General features: G+C 54.0%; 19 protein-coding genes, 1 pseudogene and 1 riboswitch. Of the genes and pseudogenes, 5 read left to right on the top strand and 15 right to left on the bottom strand.

Features of this window, described 5'->3' with window-relative positions; all coding sequences use genetic code 11:
- From MVK46_RS01750 to MVK46_RS01795, 10 genes and pseudogenes are all read right to left on the bottom strand, one after another.
- Positions 1-225, bottom strand: a pseudogene (locus tag MVK46_RS01750) (aspartate racemase); the annotation flags it as partial.
- A gap of 111 nt (positions 226-336) precedes the next feature.
- On the bottom strand, positions 337-1,143 hold the full coding sequence (locus tag MVK46_RS01755; RefSeq protein ID WP_297534808.1) for a mechanosensitive ion channel family protein: 807 nt from the start codon (positions 1,141-1,143) through the stop codon (positions 337-339).
- Between the two features lie 39 nt (positions 1,144-1,182).
- Positions 1,183-2,391 carry a bifunctional phosphopantothenoylcysteine decarboxylase/phosphopantothenate--cysteine ligase CoaBC gene (gene coaBC / locus MVK46_RS01760; RefSeq protein ID WP_297534809.1) on the bottom strand — a complete coding sequence of 403 codons (1,209 nt, stop codon included), beginning with the start codon at positions 2,389-2,391 and terminating at the stop codon, positions 1,183-1,185.
- A gap of 45 nt (positions 2,392-2,436) precedes the next feature.
- Entirely contained in the window at positions 2,437-2,955 is a 519-nt protein-coding gene (locus tag MVK46_RS01765; protein WP_297534811.1) for a hypothetical protein, read from the bottom strand.
- A gap of 91 nt (positions 2,956-3,046) precedes the next feature.
- On the bottom strand, positions 3,047-3,427 hold the full coding sequence (locus tag MVK46_RS01770; protein WP_297534838.1) for a DUF190 domain-containing protein: 381 nt from the start codon (positions 3,425-3,427) through the stop codon (positions 3,047-3,049).
- A gap of 5 nt (positions 3,428-3,432) precedes the next feature.
- Positions 3,433-3,804, bottom strand: a complete 372-nt coding sequence (gene crcB / locus MVK46_RS01775) for a fluoride efflux transporter CrcB (protein WP_297534812.1) — start codon at positions 3,802-3,804, stop codon at positions 3,433-3,435.
- Positions 3,805-3,895: 91 nt separating this feature from the next.
- Positions 3,896-4,327 carry a hypothetical protein gene (locus MVK46_RS01780; RefSeq protein WP_297534813.1) on the bottom strand — a complete coding sequence of 144 codons (432 nt, stop codon included), beginning with the start codon at positions 4,325-4,327 and terminating at the stop codon, positions 3,896-3,898.
- Position 4,328: 1 nt separating this feature from the next.
- On the bottom strand, positions 4,329-4,631 hold the full coding sequence (locus tag MVK46_RS01785; protein WP_297534815.1) for a hypothetical protein: 303 nt from the start codon (positions 4,629-4,631) through the stop codon (positions 4,329-4,331).
- On the bottom strand, positions 4,607-5,290 hold the full coding sequence (locus MVK46_RS01790; protein ID WP_297534816.1) for a DUF6062 family protein: 684 nt from the start codon (positions 5,288-5,290) through the stop codon (positions 4,607-4,609). The genes MVK46_RS01785 and MVK46_RS01790 overlap by 25 nt, the downstream gene beginning before the upstream one ends.
- A complete protein-coding gene (locus tag MVK46_RS01795) occupies positions 5,290-6,156 on the bottom strand; it encodes a hypothetical protein (protein WP_297534818.1) in 867 nt (288 codons plus the stop codon). Before MVK46_RS01795 ends, MVK46_RS01790 begins: the two co-directional genes overlap by 1 nt.
- Positions 6,157-6,174: 18 nt before the next feature.
- A riboswitch (Fluoride riboswitch) is annotated at positions 6,175-6,239 on the bottom strand.
- Between the two features lie 84 nt (positions 6,240-6,323).
- Between MVK46_RS01795 and MVK46_RS01800 the strand changes: the two genes are divergently transcribed.
- On the top strand, positions 6,324-6,968 hold the full coding sequence (locus tag MVK46_RS01800) for a peptidase M54 (RefSeq protein ID WP_297534820.1): 645 nt from the start codon (positions 6,324-6,326) through the stop codon (positions 6,966-6,968).
- Positions 6,969-7,170: 202 nt separating this feature from the next.
- Here the strand turns inward: MVK46_RS01800 and MVK46_RS01805 are convergent, their stop codons facing one another.
- Positions 7,171-7,626 (bottom strand): peroxiredoxin, encoded by a 456-nt coding sequence (locus MVK46_RS01805; RefSeq protein ID WP_297534822.1) that lies wholly within the window; start codon positions 7,624-7,626, stop codon positions 7,171-7,173.
- A 91-nt stretch (positions 7,627-7,717) separates the two neighbouring features.
- Between MVK46_RS01805 and pyk the strand changes: the two genes are divergently transcribed.
- The 4 genes from pyk to MVK46_RS01825 all read left to right on the top strand — a co-directional run bounded on the left by pyk (position 7,718) and on the right by MVK46_RS01825 (position 11,232).
- Positions 7,718-9,151 (top strand): pyruvate kinase, encoded by a 1,434-nt coding sequence (gene pyk / locus MVK46_RS01810; RefSeq protein ID WP_297534824.1) that lies wholly within the window; start codon positions 7,718-7,720, stop codon positions 9,149-9,151.
- 85 nt (positions 9,152-9,236) lie between these two features.
- Positions 9,237-9,884: a phosphoribosyltransferase gene (locus MVK46_RS01815; protein ID WP_297534826.1), complete on the top strand. Its 648-nt coding sequence runs from the start codon at positions 9,237-9,239 to the stop codon at positions 9,882-9,884.
- Between the two features lie 12 nt (positions 9,885-9,896).
- Entirely contained in the window at positions 9,897-10,187 is a 291-nt protein-coding gene (locus MVK46_RS01820) for a hypothetical protein (protein ID WP_297534828.1), read from the top strand.
- 61 nt (positions 10,188-10,248) lie between these two features.
- Entirely contained in the window at positions 10,249-11,232 is a 984-nt protein-coding gene (locus MVK46_RS01825; RefSeq protein WP_297534830.1) for a zinc ABC transporter substrate-binding protein, read from the top strand.
- A 6-nt stretch (positions 11,233-11,238) separates the two neighbouring features.
- On the opposite strand, the gene MVK46_RS01830 is transcribed toward MVK46_RS01825, so the two are convergent.
- From MVK46_RS01830 to MVK46_RS10555, 4 genes are all read right to left on the bottom strand, one after another.
- Complete coding sequence (locus MVK46_RS01830; protein WP_297534832.1) at positions 11,239-12,150, bottom strand: ABC transporter permease; 912 nt, start codon at positions 12,148-12,150, stop codon at positions 11,239-11,241.
- Positions 12,147-13,190, bottom strand: coding sequence for an ABC transporter permease (locus MVK46_RS01835; RefSeq protein WP_297534834.1), 1,044 nt, complete (start codon positions 13,188-13,190; stop codon positions 12,147-12,149). Before MVK46_RS01835 ends, MVK46_RS01830 begins: the two co-directional genes overlap by 4 nt.
- A complete protein-coding gene (locus MVK46_RS01840) occupies positions 13,187-14,713 on the bottom strand; it encodes an ABC transporter ATP-binding protein (protein WP_297534836.1) in 1,527 nt (508 codons plus the stop codon). Before MVK46_RS01840 ends, MVK46_RS01835 begins: the two co-directional genes overlap by 4 nt.
- A 44-nt stretch (positions 14,714-14,757) precedes the next feature.
- The coding region (locus tag MVK46_RS10555; RefSeq protein WP_367182621.1) for a BMP family ABC transporter substrate-binding protein at positions 14,758-15,536 on the bottom strand (779 nt) is incomplete at its 5' end.

Genomic DNA, 15,536 nt, shown 5'->3' on the forward strand with positions numbered 1-15,536 from the left:
TTCCGCCCCGGCCCTCTCAAGGGCCTTCGCCGCGTTGATGAGTATCTCCTTCCTGCCCTCCCAGCCCCTCGGGTTGTCCACGAACTCCTTGAAGTTTATGGAGTAGATTATCAGCTCGGGATAAACATTGGGCTCGAAGCGCTCCCGGCTTATCTCAACGTACTTTCTGTAATAATAGCAGGTCGACTCCGGGGTCGTTCCTCCTATGAGGCCTATCCTCTTCATTAACATCACAGTAGAAACGTTTCAAGATTGCTTATGAACCTTATGGTTCAAAACGAAAGGTTTGAGAAGAGGCCCGCACACAAACTGCGGGAAAAGAGAAAAACACGAGAATCATTCGTTCTTCAGGTGGACGTCAAGCTGCGGGAACGGAATCTCGATGCCCTCCCGGGTGTAAAGCTCGTATATTCCCTTCGTAAGGTCTCCCTTAACCGTCCAGTAGTCCTCGGTCTTTGCCCATGCCCTGAGCTGGAGGTTTATCGAGGAATCCGCGAGGGCCGTTATGACGACGCTCGGCTCGGGGTCACTGAGAACCTTCGGATGGCTCTTCATAAGCTCAACGGCCAGCTTTATCGCCCTATCAAGGTCGGTTCCGTAGGCAACTCCAACGTCAACGTCAACCCTTCTCGTGGGCATTCTTGTGTAGTTCACTATTATACTGCCCCAGACCAGCTTGTTGGGGATTGTTATGAGCTTGTTGTCGGCCGTGAGCAGCTCGGTGCCCATCAGACCTATGTTCCTGACCTTCCCGGTTCTCCCGGCAACCTCGACGACCTCGCCTATATCGATGGGTCTCAGCGCGGCGAGCCACACCCCGGCGGCTATGTTGGTGAGCGTGTCCTGAAGCCCGAAGCCGAGGATTAGACCAACCACTGCCGAGAGGCCGAGAATCAGGGGCGAGACCGAAATCCCCGCAACCCCAAGCGCGACTATTATCACCGTCAGGTAGAGACCAGCCGCCAGGAACCTCGAGAGAAACTCAACGACGAGGGATGGGAGCTTCGTTCGGCCGAGACTTTTCTTGAACGCGGCGACTATTGCCTTCGAGATGAGATAGCCAACGACTAGAACAGCAACCGCCGAAATGAGGTTGAAGGGGGTTACGTGGAGATACGGAAGCGGTTCGTTCAGCGAGACCATTCACATCGCCTCAAAAATATGGGAGAAAGGCCTTAAAAACTACTCGATTAGCCTTTCAATCTCATCCCAGAGCCGCTCGGCAAGCTCGCGCTTGTCCATTCTCGGCAGTTTCTTTACGCCCTCGCGGGTAACTAGGAGAACCTCGTTCTCCTCGCTTCCAAACGCTTTGAGTGTATTCGCAACGACGAGGTCGCTCCCCGCGCGCTCAATCTGCTTCCTGGCTTCCTCTACGAGCTTCTCCTCGCTCGTCTCGGCCTTGAAGCCCACGAGGAAAACCTCCGGCTGGAGCTCCTTAACGCGGTCTATTATCTTCGGCGTCGGTTCGAGTTCGAGGGTAAGGCTTCCTCCGCTCTTGATTTTTTCACCGGCTTTGTTTTTAACGCGGAAGTCGCTGACCGCCGCGGCCAAAACGACGACATCGTATTTCTTCGCCTTCAGCTCGTTCTCTATTGCTTCGAGCATCTCCTCAACGGTTTCCACCTCAATCTGGTTCTCGACGAAGCTCGGGACGCTTCCCTTCGTCCTGATGAGCGTAACATCAGCCCCCCTGAAGTCCGCCTCTTCGGCCATGGCAACTCCCATTCTGCCACTGCTCGCGTTGGTAATGTAGCGAATCGGGTCTATGTATTCCCTCGTTGCTCCTGCCGTAACTAAAACGCGCTTCCCCTTGAGGCTCTTGGGGTGGAGCTTTCTGATGACGCGGTAGACTATCTCGTCTATCGAAGCGACCTTAGCTTTCCCCTCCTCAAAGCGAGGACCGATAAACTCGACGCCAAGTTTTTTGAGCTTCTCGATGTTTTCCCTAACTATCGGGTGCTCGTACATGCTGGAGTGCATCGCCGGAGCTATCATAATCGGCGTGTGGGCGAAGGAGGTCGTTACAACGGTCGTGACGGGTGTATCGTCTATGCCGCAGGCTATCTTGCCTATGGTGTTCGCCGTCGCGGGGCAGACGAGAACCAGGTCGGCCTTGTTCTCGTGGTCTCCAGCGAGTTCAACGTGCTCTATAAAGCCCGTAATCTCCGTAACAACCGGATTCCCGGTGGCGAACTCCATCGCGTAGGGGTGGATTATCTTTTGAGCGCTCTCGCTCATCACCGCGTGAACCTCGGCACCGTGCCTTATCAGCTCCCTGGCCAGCTTGACGCACTCAACCGCGGCTATGCTCCCAGGAATCGCGAGAACGATTTTCTTGCCGACGAGCTTCCGGCTCTTCGTGGCATAAATCAGCTTAATGTGACTGAGCACGACAACCACCTGAAAAAGGTTCTGGACGGAAAGTTAAAAGGTTGACTAAACAACAAGAATTTCTCCCTTGTGAGAGCCTGGAAGATGCGTCCTCAGGTAGATAAAGCGGCCGTCGTCTATTACGGAGCTTTTAATCATCTCCGCGTCAAGGAGCTTGACCTTGCCCACCGTGAGGTTGAGAACCGAATCAATAAGCTCGGGCGGTGCTTTATCGGAGGTCCCAACGACTATGGTGTCCGGGTAGAACTTGCTGATGTTGTAGAAGAGCATAACGACAACGGGGTAGGATTTACTGCCAACGTCCACGTGGAGAAGAAAAGCCTCGTGTATGAACCTCCCTTCCTCCCTCTCATCAACGATTGTAACCTCAACCGGGGAAGTGACGACGGATGCCAGCCTGAGAAGAAAAGTCTCAAGGGACTTCCTTGCAACATCAACCCTTATAACAACACTGTTGTCGGGTTCGTGATAGTACACCCACTGCAGTTTTGCATCCTCATCCATGATTAGGTCCATGATGGGGTTGAGTAGATAAAGGGGAGCCTCGAACTCAAGGGACATCATAATCTATCCCCTCGTAACAAGTTTTAGTGCTCACTGACGTTTTAAACTGGTCCCGGATGTTTATTAAGTTATTGGATTTTACTTCCTACCGTTATTCCTCCCTGACAGCATCTTCCTCGAACTTTTTGATTTCATCTTTGCTCCCAAACCACACCACAAGGGTCGGTTCGACGGTAATCATTCCGTCCTTAATCATCGGCTTGATTTCGCAGATTGCCTTTTCGATTTTGAAGCCCCTGTCAACGACCTCAATTACAATCGGCAGGTCCGTCGAGAGGCGCACAACATCGCTTGAATGTATAAGGCTCTTCTTTCCGAAGCCGTAGATTCCCCTGTAAACCGTCGCCCCGGCTATACCCATCTCGCGGAGCTTTTCAACTATAGCCTTATAGAGGGGCTTCCCATTCCAGCGGTCGTTTTCTTCTATGTATATCTTCAGTCTTAGCGTGTTCCAGTGCTCAACCTCCACCACATCAATCACCTCCTCGCCAGCATGAACCCGGCAAATACTAGACCTATGGTTACAAAAACGTTTGCCAGGACGTTGAGAACCGCGATGCCGTACTCCCCCTCCCTGAGGAGCGAAAACGTTTCATATGAAAACGTTGAGAACGTGCTTAGGGCGCCGCAGAAGCCCGTCCCGAGGAAGAGCCTCCACTCCGGCGTAACGTTAATCCCCCAGAAAAGCAGGCCGTAGAGGTAGCCGAGGATGAAGCTCGCTATGGAGTTCACTAGCAGTGTACCCACTGGGAAGTCCCTGTAAACGGGCAGTATTCCCGAGAGGTAAAACCTCGCAACCGCCCCCAGTGCACCCCCGACTGCAAGAAATCCGATGAGCCTAACGTTCATGGCATCACCTCTCCAAGCTTTCTGAAACGATTCAAGCTGACTCTCCCAACCCTCGAATTAAAACAGTTTAAAAGATTTTGGTTTACCTAACTCACTCCTTCGGCTCGCCGAAGGCCGAGGACATGTAGTACCTTATCAGCTCCTCGGCCTTTGAGAAGTCCCTCTGCGGGAGTCCAAGCATCTTCCTCAGACGCTTGTTTTCGGCTATCATTCCCGAGAGCTGAATCGCCAGGTTCTGGTTGTCTAAAGCCGAGTAGTACATCTTGAAGCGCAGGGGCGACCATTTGCCCTCGAGTTCATAAAGCTCCTTCTCGAGTTCGTCAATCCTCTTTTTAATCCTCTCTATTTCATCGTCATCCGGCGTTTGACCGTCTATGTAGCCGTCCAAGAGTATTATCCTCAATGCTTCATCGACTCTAAAGCCGTGCTTCTTGCAGACCTCCTTGATTCTCTCCCAGACCTCGTCCGGAACCTTAAACGTAACTTTCCTCCAGCTCCCCCTGGCCCGAACTACAACCTTCATCTCAACCACCCAGCCTCTCGCGGAGTTTCCGGTTCTCCTCGCTCAGCTCCTTCCTAAGGCGCATGAAGAACTCCCTGTCCTCTTTGGCTTTGACTTCAAACTCCAAAAGCTCCTTGTAATGGGCTTTCATTTCTTCAAGCTTTTTTCTGAGCCGTTCTTCCCTCTCCTTGAGGATTCTGTACTTGAGTATTTTGAGCGTTCTCTCCAGTCCCTCGATGTCTCTGAATCGCTCCTCTATTTCCCTCTTGTGCTCCCTTATTCTGGCAAGCTCCTCGGTGGTTACCTCAATCTCCACCTTCCCCATTTCCTTTTCCTCTCCCCCTCACTTTCGCTCCTTCCGAAGGGTCTCCCCACGAGAGCCTCAAGGCCAACCCTTAACGACTCCCGCTCCTCCTTTGTCGCCGGCCTCTCCGCCCTGTAATCAAAGCTGTCTATGAACGCCCTCATGAGTTCATCAAGTTTTCTGAGCTTCTCCCTCTGTATTTCCCTCAGCCTGGCCGCGAGCTCCGGTTTTTCCCGCTCGACTGCTCTCAACAGCATCTGGTAGTGCCTTCTGCAGAGGACCGATGGTGAGCGCTGGTATTCATCCAGCAGGTCTTCAAGTCTCTCGGCGAAGGCCTCTACGGTTGCCCTCTCCTTCCCCTCAACGAGCCGGCAGAGGAAGCACTCCCCCGGTCTGCTCTCCTCGGGGTTCTCAAGGTAGTGTCTAAGAACGTCCTCGTATATAACCGCTACCCCAAGCGGACCGAGCAATGGATTGGAAAGGGCCTTGTGAAGGATTTTCCAGGCGTGATGGGGGCAGAGGCCAAGGCCCTCCCTGAACTTTTTCCTGACCTCCGGGTCGTTGGGATGCTCGTAGAGTATCGTTTCAATTTCCTCGTCTTCGAACTTCTCAACTAACCTGCAGATTGGACAGCCACCGCCCTTGAGGGCCTCCCGGAGGGAAATCCCAACCATGTCCATCAGTACCACTTCAGGAGGACGTCGAGGCTGGCAATGGCCCTGTAAGTGTTCTGGAAGTTTGAGATGCCGAGTTCAATACTCCTTCTGAAACCTCCGTTCGGGTTCTGGAGGGTTCTTATAAAGGAGATGTGCTTTCTTATGCACGTAGCCCTCTGGTTCTGGAGTTCGAGACCGCGGAGGGCGTAGAAAGTCGGCTCGAGATAGGGGGGCAGGCTGTAGGGAACCTCTGTGAACCCACCCCAGTCCCCACAGACTTCAACCTTCCTGAAGTGCTCGCTCTTCGGCGGCCTGTAGCCGAGGGTTCTGAGGGAGTACAGGGCCTGATAGGTCATGGTCGTCGTCGGATGGGTAACGCCGTAGGAGTCGCCCATCTTGTACTTCATAACGAACTCCCTTATGCGCTCCTTCATTTCATCGTCCGGCTTGTAGCCAGCGGCGTTCATCGCTTTAACTGCCCAGTATGTAGCCTCCAAGGGCGTTGCGGTTCCGAACTCCTCACTTCCTCCCAGACCGACGGCGAACTTGCCCTCCAGCGGATTGTATTTCTGGAAGAGCAGTTCCAGCTTCTCCCGTGCGAGGTCCCTAGCTCCAAGAACCGCCATTCCCTCTATCGCCATTGCAACCGCGACTGCCGCCGTCTGAAGCTGGGCGGAGTTGTACAGAAACTCTATCGTCTTCTCCTTCTCGGGAACCTCCATGCCGAAGACGCCGTAAATCTTTATGGCATAGTATGTGTCGTTGATGTTCGTCTCGTCGAGAACGCTGACGAAGCAGTACCCGCCGTCCTCATGCCTTCTCTCCTCAACGTATCTAATAACGGCATCAGCATTAATGTAACGGTTGAACAGGTCCAGCTTTGAAGTCATACTCCCACCTCCGTGGGCTTGAGAACAGGCGTCATTAGCCCCCCTCAGGGGCAGTTAGGGCGGACGCCATCGCCCTTACTTCACTCCGGGTGGTGATTTAAAAGCTTCACGGTTCATAACTCTAAAAGATTTAAAAGCCCTTGCCCGGATAAGGGTTGGGTGAAATAATGGCCTTTGAGTTCATAGGCTTCACCTACGTCAGCAACTTCCTAACGCCTGAAATTGAGGAGGTTGTATTCCGGGTTCTTGACGAAGCAAACAGGAAGTTCCGCGACTGGGGTCTTCCCCTGAGGTTTCTCTACCTCGACAAGATGACGCTGGAGCCTGGATACCTGATAACCGTGGACACCCCCGGAGGACGGGTAAAGCTGTACCCCCTTGAGGTTCTCATAGACTTCCTCGACTACAGGCTGAAGGTTGAGGCCGAGAAAAGGGACGGGATTCTCATGAACAAGATACTCGGCCTCGTGGGGTTCCCCCTCGCTTCGAGGAACAGGTACTTTGACTTCTACGAGAGCTTCCTCGGGTTTCAGGCGAAGAGGCTTGAGAGGAGGATTATGGTTCTCTCAATAAAACCCTTTGAAGGGGAAAACGCGGAAAAGAAAAGAGTAGAAAGCCGATTGCTAAAGGGAATCCTCCACGAGGTCGGCCACGCCTTTGGATTGGACCACTGCTCCTCGGAGTGCGTTATGAACCCGCCATCGAGTCTCAGCGAGTGGGACGAAAGACCCCCAAGGTACTGCGACTCCTGCCTCAGGAAGCTCCGCCTTCAGGTCGGCGACGACATACTGAGCTGGAAGTTCAGGCTTTGAGCGTTTTTAGAGAATCAGTAGAAACGTTTATAAACCCGTCAATATATGTAAGTAATAGATTGCATAAGTGAGATTAAATTATACAATCTTGGGAGGTGATGGCATGGTCATAGTTGAGGTGGTTGATGGAAAGATGAAGAAACCGGGACCTCCGGTGGAACCCGGAGAAATTAAAAAGCGGAACAGGAGGCGAAGGGAAGGGTCAGCCGACGAGTCCCTTGGCGACTTCAAGAACGCGGGAAGCATGCCCCTTGGCGCGGACGTTTAATTTTTTCCACACTACCTCTCCCTCCGGATTGAAGATAAAGGTGCTCCTTATGACGCCCTCGTACTCCCTTCCGTAGCGCTTCTTCTTTCCCCACGCTCCGAGGGCCTTTATCAGCTCCGCATCAGGGTCGCTGAGGAGCCTTACCTTTAGTCCGTGCTTTTCCTTAAAGCGCCTGTGGCTCTGAACGGAGTCTTTGGACACTCCAATCACCTGAAAACCGAGTTTTTTAAACTCACCGAGAAGCTCCGTGAACTCACTCGCCTCCCTCGTACATCCGGGAGTGTTGTCCTTGGGATAAACGTAGAGAACCGTCCACTTTCCCCCCATTATGTCGCCGAGCCTCTTCTTTACCCCGTCCTCATCAAAGACTTCAACGTCGAGAACACCCATGAGACCACCTCCGGATTTAGGAAACCCTAACTAATTAGTTTCCGGGGAAAGGTTATTTAGAGGTTTCGGGAACTTCCCTTAAGGTGATACCATGAGGCTGCCCAGTCACAAGACGAAAATAATAGCAACGCTCGGCCCAGCGTCCCTCAACCGCCAGACGATTGAAGCAATGATGAAGGCAGGAATGAACGTGGCCCGCCTGAACTTCGCCCACGGGACACTCGAACAGCACGAAAAGGCCATCAGGCTTGTGAGAAAGGCCTCGGAGCGGCTGGGGATTCCAGTTGCCATCTTGGGAGACCTGCCAGGGGTCAAGATTAGGGTCGGAGAAATTGAGGGAGGTTCCGTCAATCTGAGGAGATGGCAGACCGTAACCCTCACAACAAGGGACGTAAAGGGAAACGAGGCCGTTATTCCGGTGGAGTTCAAGGACTTTCCGAAGCTCGTTTCGAAGGGGGACATAATATACCTCAGCGACGGGTTCATAGCGCTCCGCGTTGAGGAAGTCAGGGGGGAGGACGTGATTTGTAAGGTCATAGTTGGCGGAACGCTGTTCTCCCACAAGGGAATCAACATCCCGAAGGCGAGGCTTGCCATAGAGGCCGTCACCGAGAAGGACCTGCGCTTTGTCGAGTTCTGCCTCGAGAACGGCGTGGACGCTGTGGGGATAAGCTTCGTCGGCTCCGCATACGATATACTGAAGGTCAGGAGGTTCGTCGAGGAGAGGAACGGCAAGCTCTTTCTGGTTGCCAAGATTGAGAGACCCGACGCGGTCAGGAACTTCGAGGAGATACTCACCGCCTCCGACGGAATAATGATAGCCAGGGGGGACCTCGGTGTTGAAATACCAATAGAGAAGCTCCCCATAGTCCAGAAAAAGCTCATAAAAAGGGCAAATCAGGTGGGCAAACCTGCGATAACGGCAACCCAGATGCTCGAGAGCATGACTCAGGAAAAGCTTCCGACGAGGGCAGAGGTTACCGACGTCGCCAACGCCATACTCGATGGAACCGACGCCGTCATGCTCTCCGAGGAGACCGCGGTTGGGAAATACCCCGTTGACTCCGTGAGGATGATGGCGAAGATAGCAAAGACCACCGAAGCCTATAGGGACTCCCACTGGACGTCGAGAACCGTTGAGTGGAAGATGGAGGAATGGAAGTCCTCCCCCAAACGGGGAACTATAAAGGACGCCATAGCGAGGAGCATAATCGAGGCCCTCAACTCGATAGACATCAAGTACATCCTCACCCCAACGAGAACCGGTCAGACCGCCCGCCTGATAGCGAGGTTCAAGCCCAAACAGTGGGTTCTGGCCTTTGTAACGGACGAGTGGGTCGGGAACACCCTCATGTTCTCCTACGGAGTTTACCCGTTTACCGTCGAGGAGCCGACTGAAGAGGAGATAATACGCCTGATAACCGGACTGGGGCTTGTAAAGGACGGGGACACCATTCTTCTGACGAAGGGAACTCCCATAGGAAGGACCGTTGGAACCAACACCATACGGATATTCCAAGTTTGAGCTTTTTCTTTTTACACATGCCTGTCAATGATTCCGCCAAAAACCTTAAATAAAACCTTGTTTTTGCACCATTAAGGGAAATCCAATGAAGAAGTTCCCGGCTAGGCTCGCTTCTTGGGAAGACATCGAAAGATGGGCAAAGGAAGGGGCGTGGAAGGTTCTCGAAGAAGGCTGGAGGCCAGACGTCATCGTTGGACTCGCCCGCGGTGGCTGGGTTGCGGCGAGGCTCTACTGCGACTACCTGGGAATCAAGGACCTCGTGAGCCTGAAGGTTGAGCACTGGGGAGTGACGGCGACCCCGGATGGAAAGGCAAAGCTCAGGTATGGAAGCACGTACAACCTCGAAGGAAAGAAGGTTCTAATCGTTGACGACATCAGCGACACCGGCGAAAGTCTAACCCTGGCGAAGAACTACGTCGAGAGCCAGAAACCGGAGGAAGTTAGAACGGCGACCCTGCTCACCATAAAGGGTTCAAGGTTCAAGCCCACTTACTACGGGGAAGAGATTGAGTGGGCGTGGATTGTGTTCCCGTGGAACTTCGTCGAGGACATGATTAACCTCGTGAGCAACATCCTCGAGGAGAAGGAAGCTGTGAGCACCGAAGAGATTCTCGAACTCTTCAAAGAACTGCACGGACTCGACGTTCCGAAGGGCAAGCTCGAAGAGGCCCTCAGAATGGCAGAATACAGGAAGGTTTTTAAGTTCAGAGAGGGGAAATGGCGCAAAGCCTGAGGGAGTGGTAGCTTGGACAGGAGGGAAAAGGTGAAGGAGATAAGGGAGCACAGCGTTTACTCCCGCGAAATCTACGACATGCACAGCGAGAGCATAAACAGGGTTATAGACGAATACGAGACCCTCAAGGAGGACTACCTGAACGACCACTCCCGGGCAAGGATTGTGAGGATAGTGTTTAACGAGGACAACGGTCTCCCCCTCGCGATAGAGTTCCGCAGAAAAGACGACTCCTTCAAGGGCTTCACCATCGCCATAGGGAAGCCGCACATCAAGACTGAAGAGCTTCGAGATGGGGACTGACCTTTTTCTTTTACCCAAGGTTTTAAAACCTCATACCAACCTTTATTAGGGTGACCTAAAGATGAGGAAGGCTCTGGTTCTAACCCTAATACTGCTCACGGCCCTAATCCCATCGAAAGGCGTCCACGCGCAGTCCGGGCCCCTCGTAGTTGCCACGATTGAACCTCTGGCCTCAATAGTTCAGGAAGCCTTTCCCGGCGTCGAAGTTAAGGTTATAGTTCCACCCGGGGTCGACCCCCACGACTACCAGCTCACTGCGGAGCAGGTTGAGTTGCTTTCCCAAGCCAAGGTAATAGTAACCACCGGCGGCCACCTGCCCGTTGAGAAGAAGATTGCAGAACTTGAAGGGGAGGGCACCATAACAGGGGAGGCCCTGTTCGTGGACGACTACATGAAATACGGCTTCCACTACGCCAAGGAATACTGGTACAACGGCAAGGACAACCCGCACGGCGTCTGGCTCGACCCCTACAACGCCATAGCCATAGCGGAAGCCACAGAGAAGGCCCTAATCGAGGAAGACCCTGCGAACGCGGTGACCTACGAGAGGGACTTCGAGAAGTTCCGCGAGAGGGTTCTGGCAATAGCTGAGGCCTACAAAGCTTTAGCCCCCAAAAATGCGACCGCCGTAATCCAGATGCCTCCGGATGAATACGCCCTCGACTGGCTCGGGATTAAGGCAGTCGCATCAATAAAGCCCGAGGAAGAGGTTCCGGCCATAGGGGTTGACCGGCTCGTCCCGACCGCGGAGAAGAGCTCCTTGATAGTTTACGGCTCGGACAGTCCGGAACAGCTCAAAAACGCAGCCATAGAGCTTTCCCAGAAGAGCGGGAAACCGCTGGCGGAGATAACCGTGTTCTGGACCTCCGGAAATTACACCGGCTGGCTCATCAAGAACACGGCTTCCATACTAGGGGCGGTTTCAAAGGGCGGGGTTGTTAAGGAGCCAATAAAAACCGAGAGCTCGGTCGGAACGTACGCAATACTGTCCCTGATAACGGGAATAGTTCTAGGAACCGCGCTGGGAGTAATATTGAAAAAATGAAAGACGTCACTCGCGCTTGTAGGGCCTGCCGTCCCACTTGGGTGGCCTGGCCCTTCCTATTATTCCCGCGACAACTACGAGCGTCACGACGTACGGCAGGGTCGCTATGAACTGCCAGGGTATCGTTCCCGCGAGCCAGGGGTTGTTCTGGATGTAGATGGCGAAGTTGTCGAAGAATCCGAACAGGAACGCTCCACCAAGGGCTATTATTGGGTTCCAGCCGCTGAAGACCATGTTCGCCAGGGCTATGAAACCCCTTCCGGCCGCTATCGTCTTCGTTACGGTTCCGAGCCAGTCAACGCTGAGGTATGCCCCGGCGACACCCGCTAATGCGCTGGCTATGAGAACCGCCGTGAAGCGGTACAGCTCGACGTTTATTCCAAGGGCGTCTGCCGCCTCTGGATTTTCACCGACCGCCCTAATTCTCAGCCCGAAGGGCGTCTTGAAGAGCATCCACCAAGCTATGAACGCTATCGCAATCGTTATCGGAACCATCGGACTCAGTGAGTTTCCGAAGGCGTCCATCCAGAGGGGCTTAATCTGAGCGCTGGGAGCCACCTGATGCTGTCCGGCAGTTCCCCAGTAGGCAAGGATTCCAAAGGCGACGCCACCGTAGCCTATGAGGTTTATGCCTATACCGGGAATTACGTGGTCGCCCTTGAGGTAGACCGTTATAACACCGTGTATCATCCCTATGACGAGGCCGGTCAGTGCTCCTCCCAGAAGCCCGACCCAGCCGTTGTTGGCAAGCTCCGCGAATATTGCCCCGAAGAATGCCGACAGCATCAGTATTCCCTCGTAGCCGATGTTGACGACACCGGCCCTCTCGCTTATCACAGCACCTATGCTCGTCAGCGCTATCGGAACCATCGCCGCAAGTGAACCGAGGAGCAGACTGATTACGAATGTCTCGTTCATGCCTTACCCCTCCTCAGGGGCTTTAGGAACAGGTCGAGCAGTCCCGGAACGGCCACAGCAACGATAATGATGCCCTCTATTACCTTCACCATCTCCAGCGGAACGCCGGTCTGCTGCATGAGGGTTGCCCCTGCGTTCAGCGCTCCAAAGAGTATGCCGGCGAATATTATGCCGAGCGGGTGGTTCCTGCCAACCAGGGAAACACCTATTCCATCGAAACCGTAGCCGTACACGTTGGCCAGCCCCTGACTTATGGAATAGCTCGGCGGGATTCCCATGACCTGAAGTGCCCCGGCCAATCCGGCTGTCATGCCACCTATGATGAACGACCACAGCATCGCCTTCCTCGGGTTTATTCCACCGTACTCGGCCGCCCTGCTGTTCAGACCGCTCGTCCTCAGCTCGTAGCCCAGTTTGGTGTGCCACATTATCACGTAGACGACGACCGCCGTTATTACGGCTATCACGAAGGCCAGCGAGAGCGTGGAGTTCTTAACGAGGAGGGGCAACCTCGCTCCAGGTGGAATCGGTAGCGTGCTGTTGGGGTTCATTGGGTTCTCGAAAACCTGAAGCGCGAGCCAGCTCGCCAGATAGAAGGCAATCCAGTTGAACATTATCGTGGAGATAACCTCGTGAACGCCGCGGTAAACCTTGAGAACGGCCGCCGGAAGCATCCACAGCGCTCCAATAAAAAGGCCCGCGAGTATTCCCGCGAGCGGGTTCTGTATGCTCTGGGTTATTGCAACGGCGGCTATGGCACCGAAGTAGACCGCTCCCTCCGCGCCTATGTTGAAGAGGCCCGTTCTCGCACCTATGGCGAAGGTTATCGCCGTGAGGATTAGGGGCGTTGACTTGCTCAGCGTCTCGGCGAAGTTCCCGAGGGAGCCGAAGGAACCCTGAATCAGGGCTTTGTAGGCCGCTACGGCGTTGTAGCCGCTGAGCCAGAGCACTATGGCGCCAATCAAAGCGCCGATGAGAATCGCTAGGACGCTCTCACCGAGGGGTCTAATGTAGCCCTTGAGTTCCTCGAGGGCCGTCATGCCTTAACACCTCCCATCATCAGGCCTATCTGCTCCTCTGTAACCTCGTCCGGTTTGACTATTCCCATAAACTGACCCTCGTACATTATCGCCATTCTGTCGCTGAGCTGGAGAACCTCATCGAGGTCGGCCGAGACGAGCAGAACGGCCTTGTTCTCGTTCCTAAGCTTGACGAGGTAGTTCCTTATGTACTCTGTGGAGGCAACGTCAACGCCGCGCGTCGGCTGTGCCGCTATAATGAACTCCGGTTTCTTGCTGACCTCCCTTGCGACTATCAGCTTTTGCTGGTTTCCACCGCTCAGGCTCTTCACAGGTGCTTTTGTTCCCGGGGCGACTATCTCGAACTCCTTGATTAGTCTGTTGGAGTGCTCTTCAACCTTGGCCCAGTTTATCAGCCCGAGATCCTTCGAGAACTCCTTCCTCCAGTGCATTCCCAGTATCGCGTTTTCCATGACCGTCATTTCGAGTATGAGACCCATATGGGTTCTGTCCTCTGGAATGTGGGCAACTCCCATGTCGTAGAGGTCCCTCGGCTTCTTTCCCGTTATGTCAACTCCCTTGAGGTAAATTTTACCCTTCTCAACCTTTCTCAGACCCGTTATTGCCTCTATCAGCTCGCTCTGTCCGTTGCCTTCGACACCGGCTATGCCGAATATCTCCCCTGCGCGGACCTCGAAGGTCAGCCCGCGGACCGCTTCCTCACCTCTGTCGCCCTTAACCCAGAGGTTCTCAACGCGGAACACAACCTCCCCAGGCTCCTTCGGGGGCTTCTCAATCCTGAGAACAACGTCCCTGCCCACCATCATCCTCGCGAGGAGCTGGGGTGTTGCCTCACTCGTCTTGACGGTTCCGACGACCTGTCCCTTCCTGATAACGGTGACGCGGTCGGTTATCTCCATGACCTCGTTGAGCTTGTGGCTGATGAAGATTATCGTCTTTCCCTGAGCCTTCAGCTTTCTCAGAACTGCGAAAAGTTCCTTGACCTCTATCGGCGTTAGGACAGCCGTCGGCTCGTCAAGAATGAGGATGTCAACGTTCCTGTAGAGCATCTTGAGGATTTCAATCCTCTGCTGGGTTCCAACGGGGAGCTTCTCGACCGGAACGTCGAGGGGAACCTGAAAGTTCAGCTCGTCCATGAGCTTCTGGAGCTTCTTCCTAGCGTTTTCCACGTCAATCTTCGAGAAGAGTCCGTGCCCTTCCATGCCGAGTATTATGTTCTCGAGGGCGTTGAAAACCTCGACGAGGGTGAAGTGCTGGTGAACCATTCCTATGCCGTTCGCTATGGCATCGGCGGGGCTTTTAAAACGAACCTCCTTCCCGCGGAGAAAGATTCTGCCCTTCGTGGGCTTCAGCATTCCAAAGAGAATCTTCATCAGGGTTGTCTTCCCGGCACCGTTTTCACCGAGAAGACCCAGGATTTCACCCTCGTAAACTTTAATCGTGACGCCCTTCAGGGCCTTTGTTCCGTCGGGGTAAATCTTGACTATATCCCTCATCTCGAGCACTGGAGTCCTCTCTTCCATGCAATCACCTCCTAAAAGGGGAAGAACAAAAGGAAGAAGGGAAATCACTGCTTGTTGGCTATGTGGTTCTTGTAGTAGTCGAGGGCCCAGTAGGCACCGAAGCGGTAGCCGCCCTCGAACTTGTAGAGAACCGGAATCTCCATACCGAGGACGATACCTATGGTGTCCTTGTGGTCGTTGAGCGCTATCAGAGCTGCGAGCGCACCGGCAAGGGCCGAGCCCTCGTTCTCCTTGAAGAGGACCATCTGGACGTTGTGCGGCATGTTGGGGTCGTAGCCGTCGATGAGGACGAACCTCTGCTTCGGATACTCCTGAGCGACCTTCTTGACGGCGTCGGTCATCATGAAGCCGACGGCGATAATGATGTCGTACTGACCGGTCTTGGCGAGGCTCTGGAGGTTGGTGTAGTAGTCGTTCGGGCTGTTGCTCTGGAGCTGAGTGAGCTGGAGTCCGAAGTCCTTGACGGCCCTCTCGGCACCCATGTAGGCCATGTCGTTGAAGCTCAGGTCACCCCTTCCACCGACGTCGAAGACGATGGCTATCTTCTTGGTGTTCTGCCTCTCGTTAAGGGTCTTGTTGAAGTAGGTCTCCGGTTTGGGAGCGGTCTTGGCCCACTCCTCACCGAGCTTCTCCATCTCCTGCCAGCTCGTTGCCTTCCTAAGCTGCTCAATCTGGCTCTTCTGGGTGGCCTTCGGGACGATTATCTTTCCGCTGATTATCTCCTGCTGAAGCTGGTCAACGGCCTGCCAAATCCAGGCCGGAACCTGGTGACGGGTCTCGTTGAGGTACTCGAGAAGCTGCTGCTCGTTCTGGAATCCAAGCT

The organism is Thermococcus sp. (genome assembly GCF_027066465.1).
Lineage (GTDB): Archaea > Methanobacteriota_B > Thermococci > Thermococcales > Thermococcaceae > Thermococcus.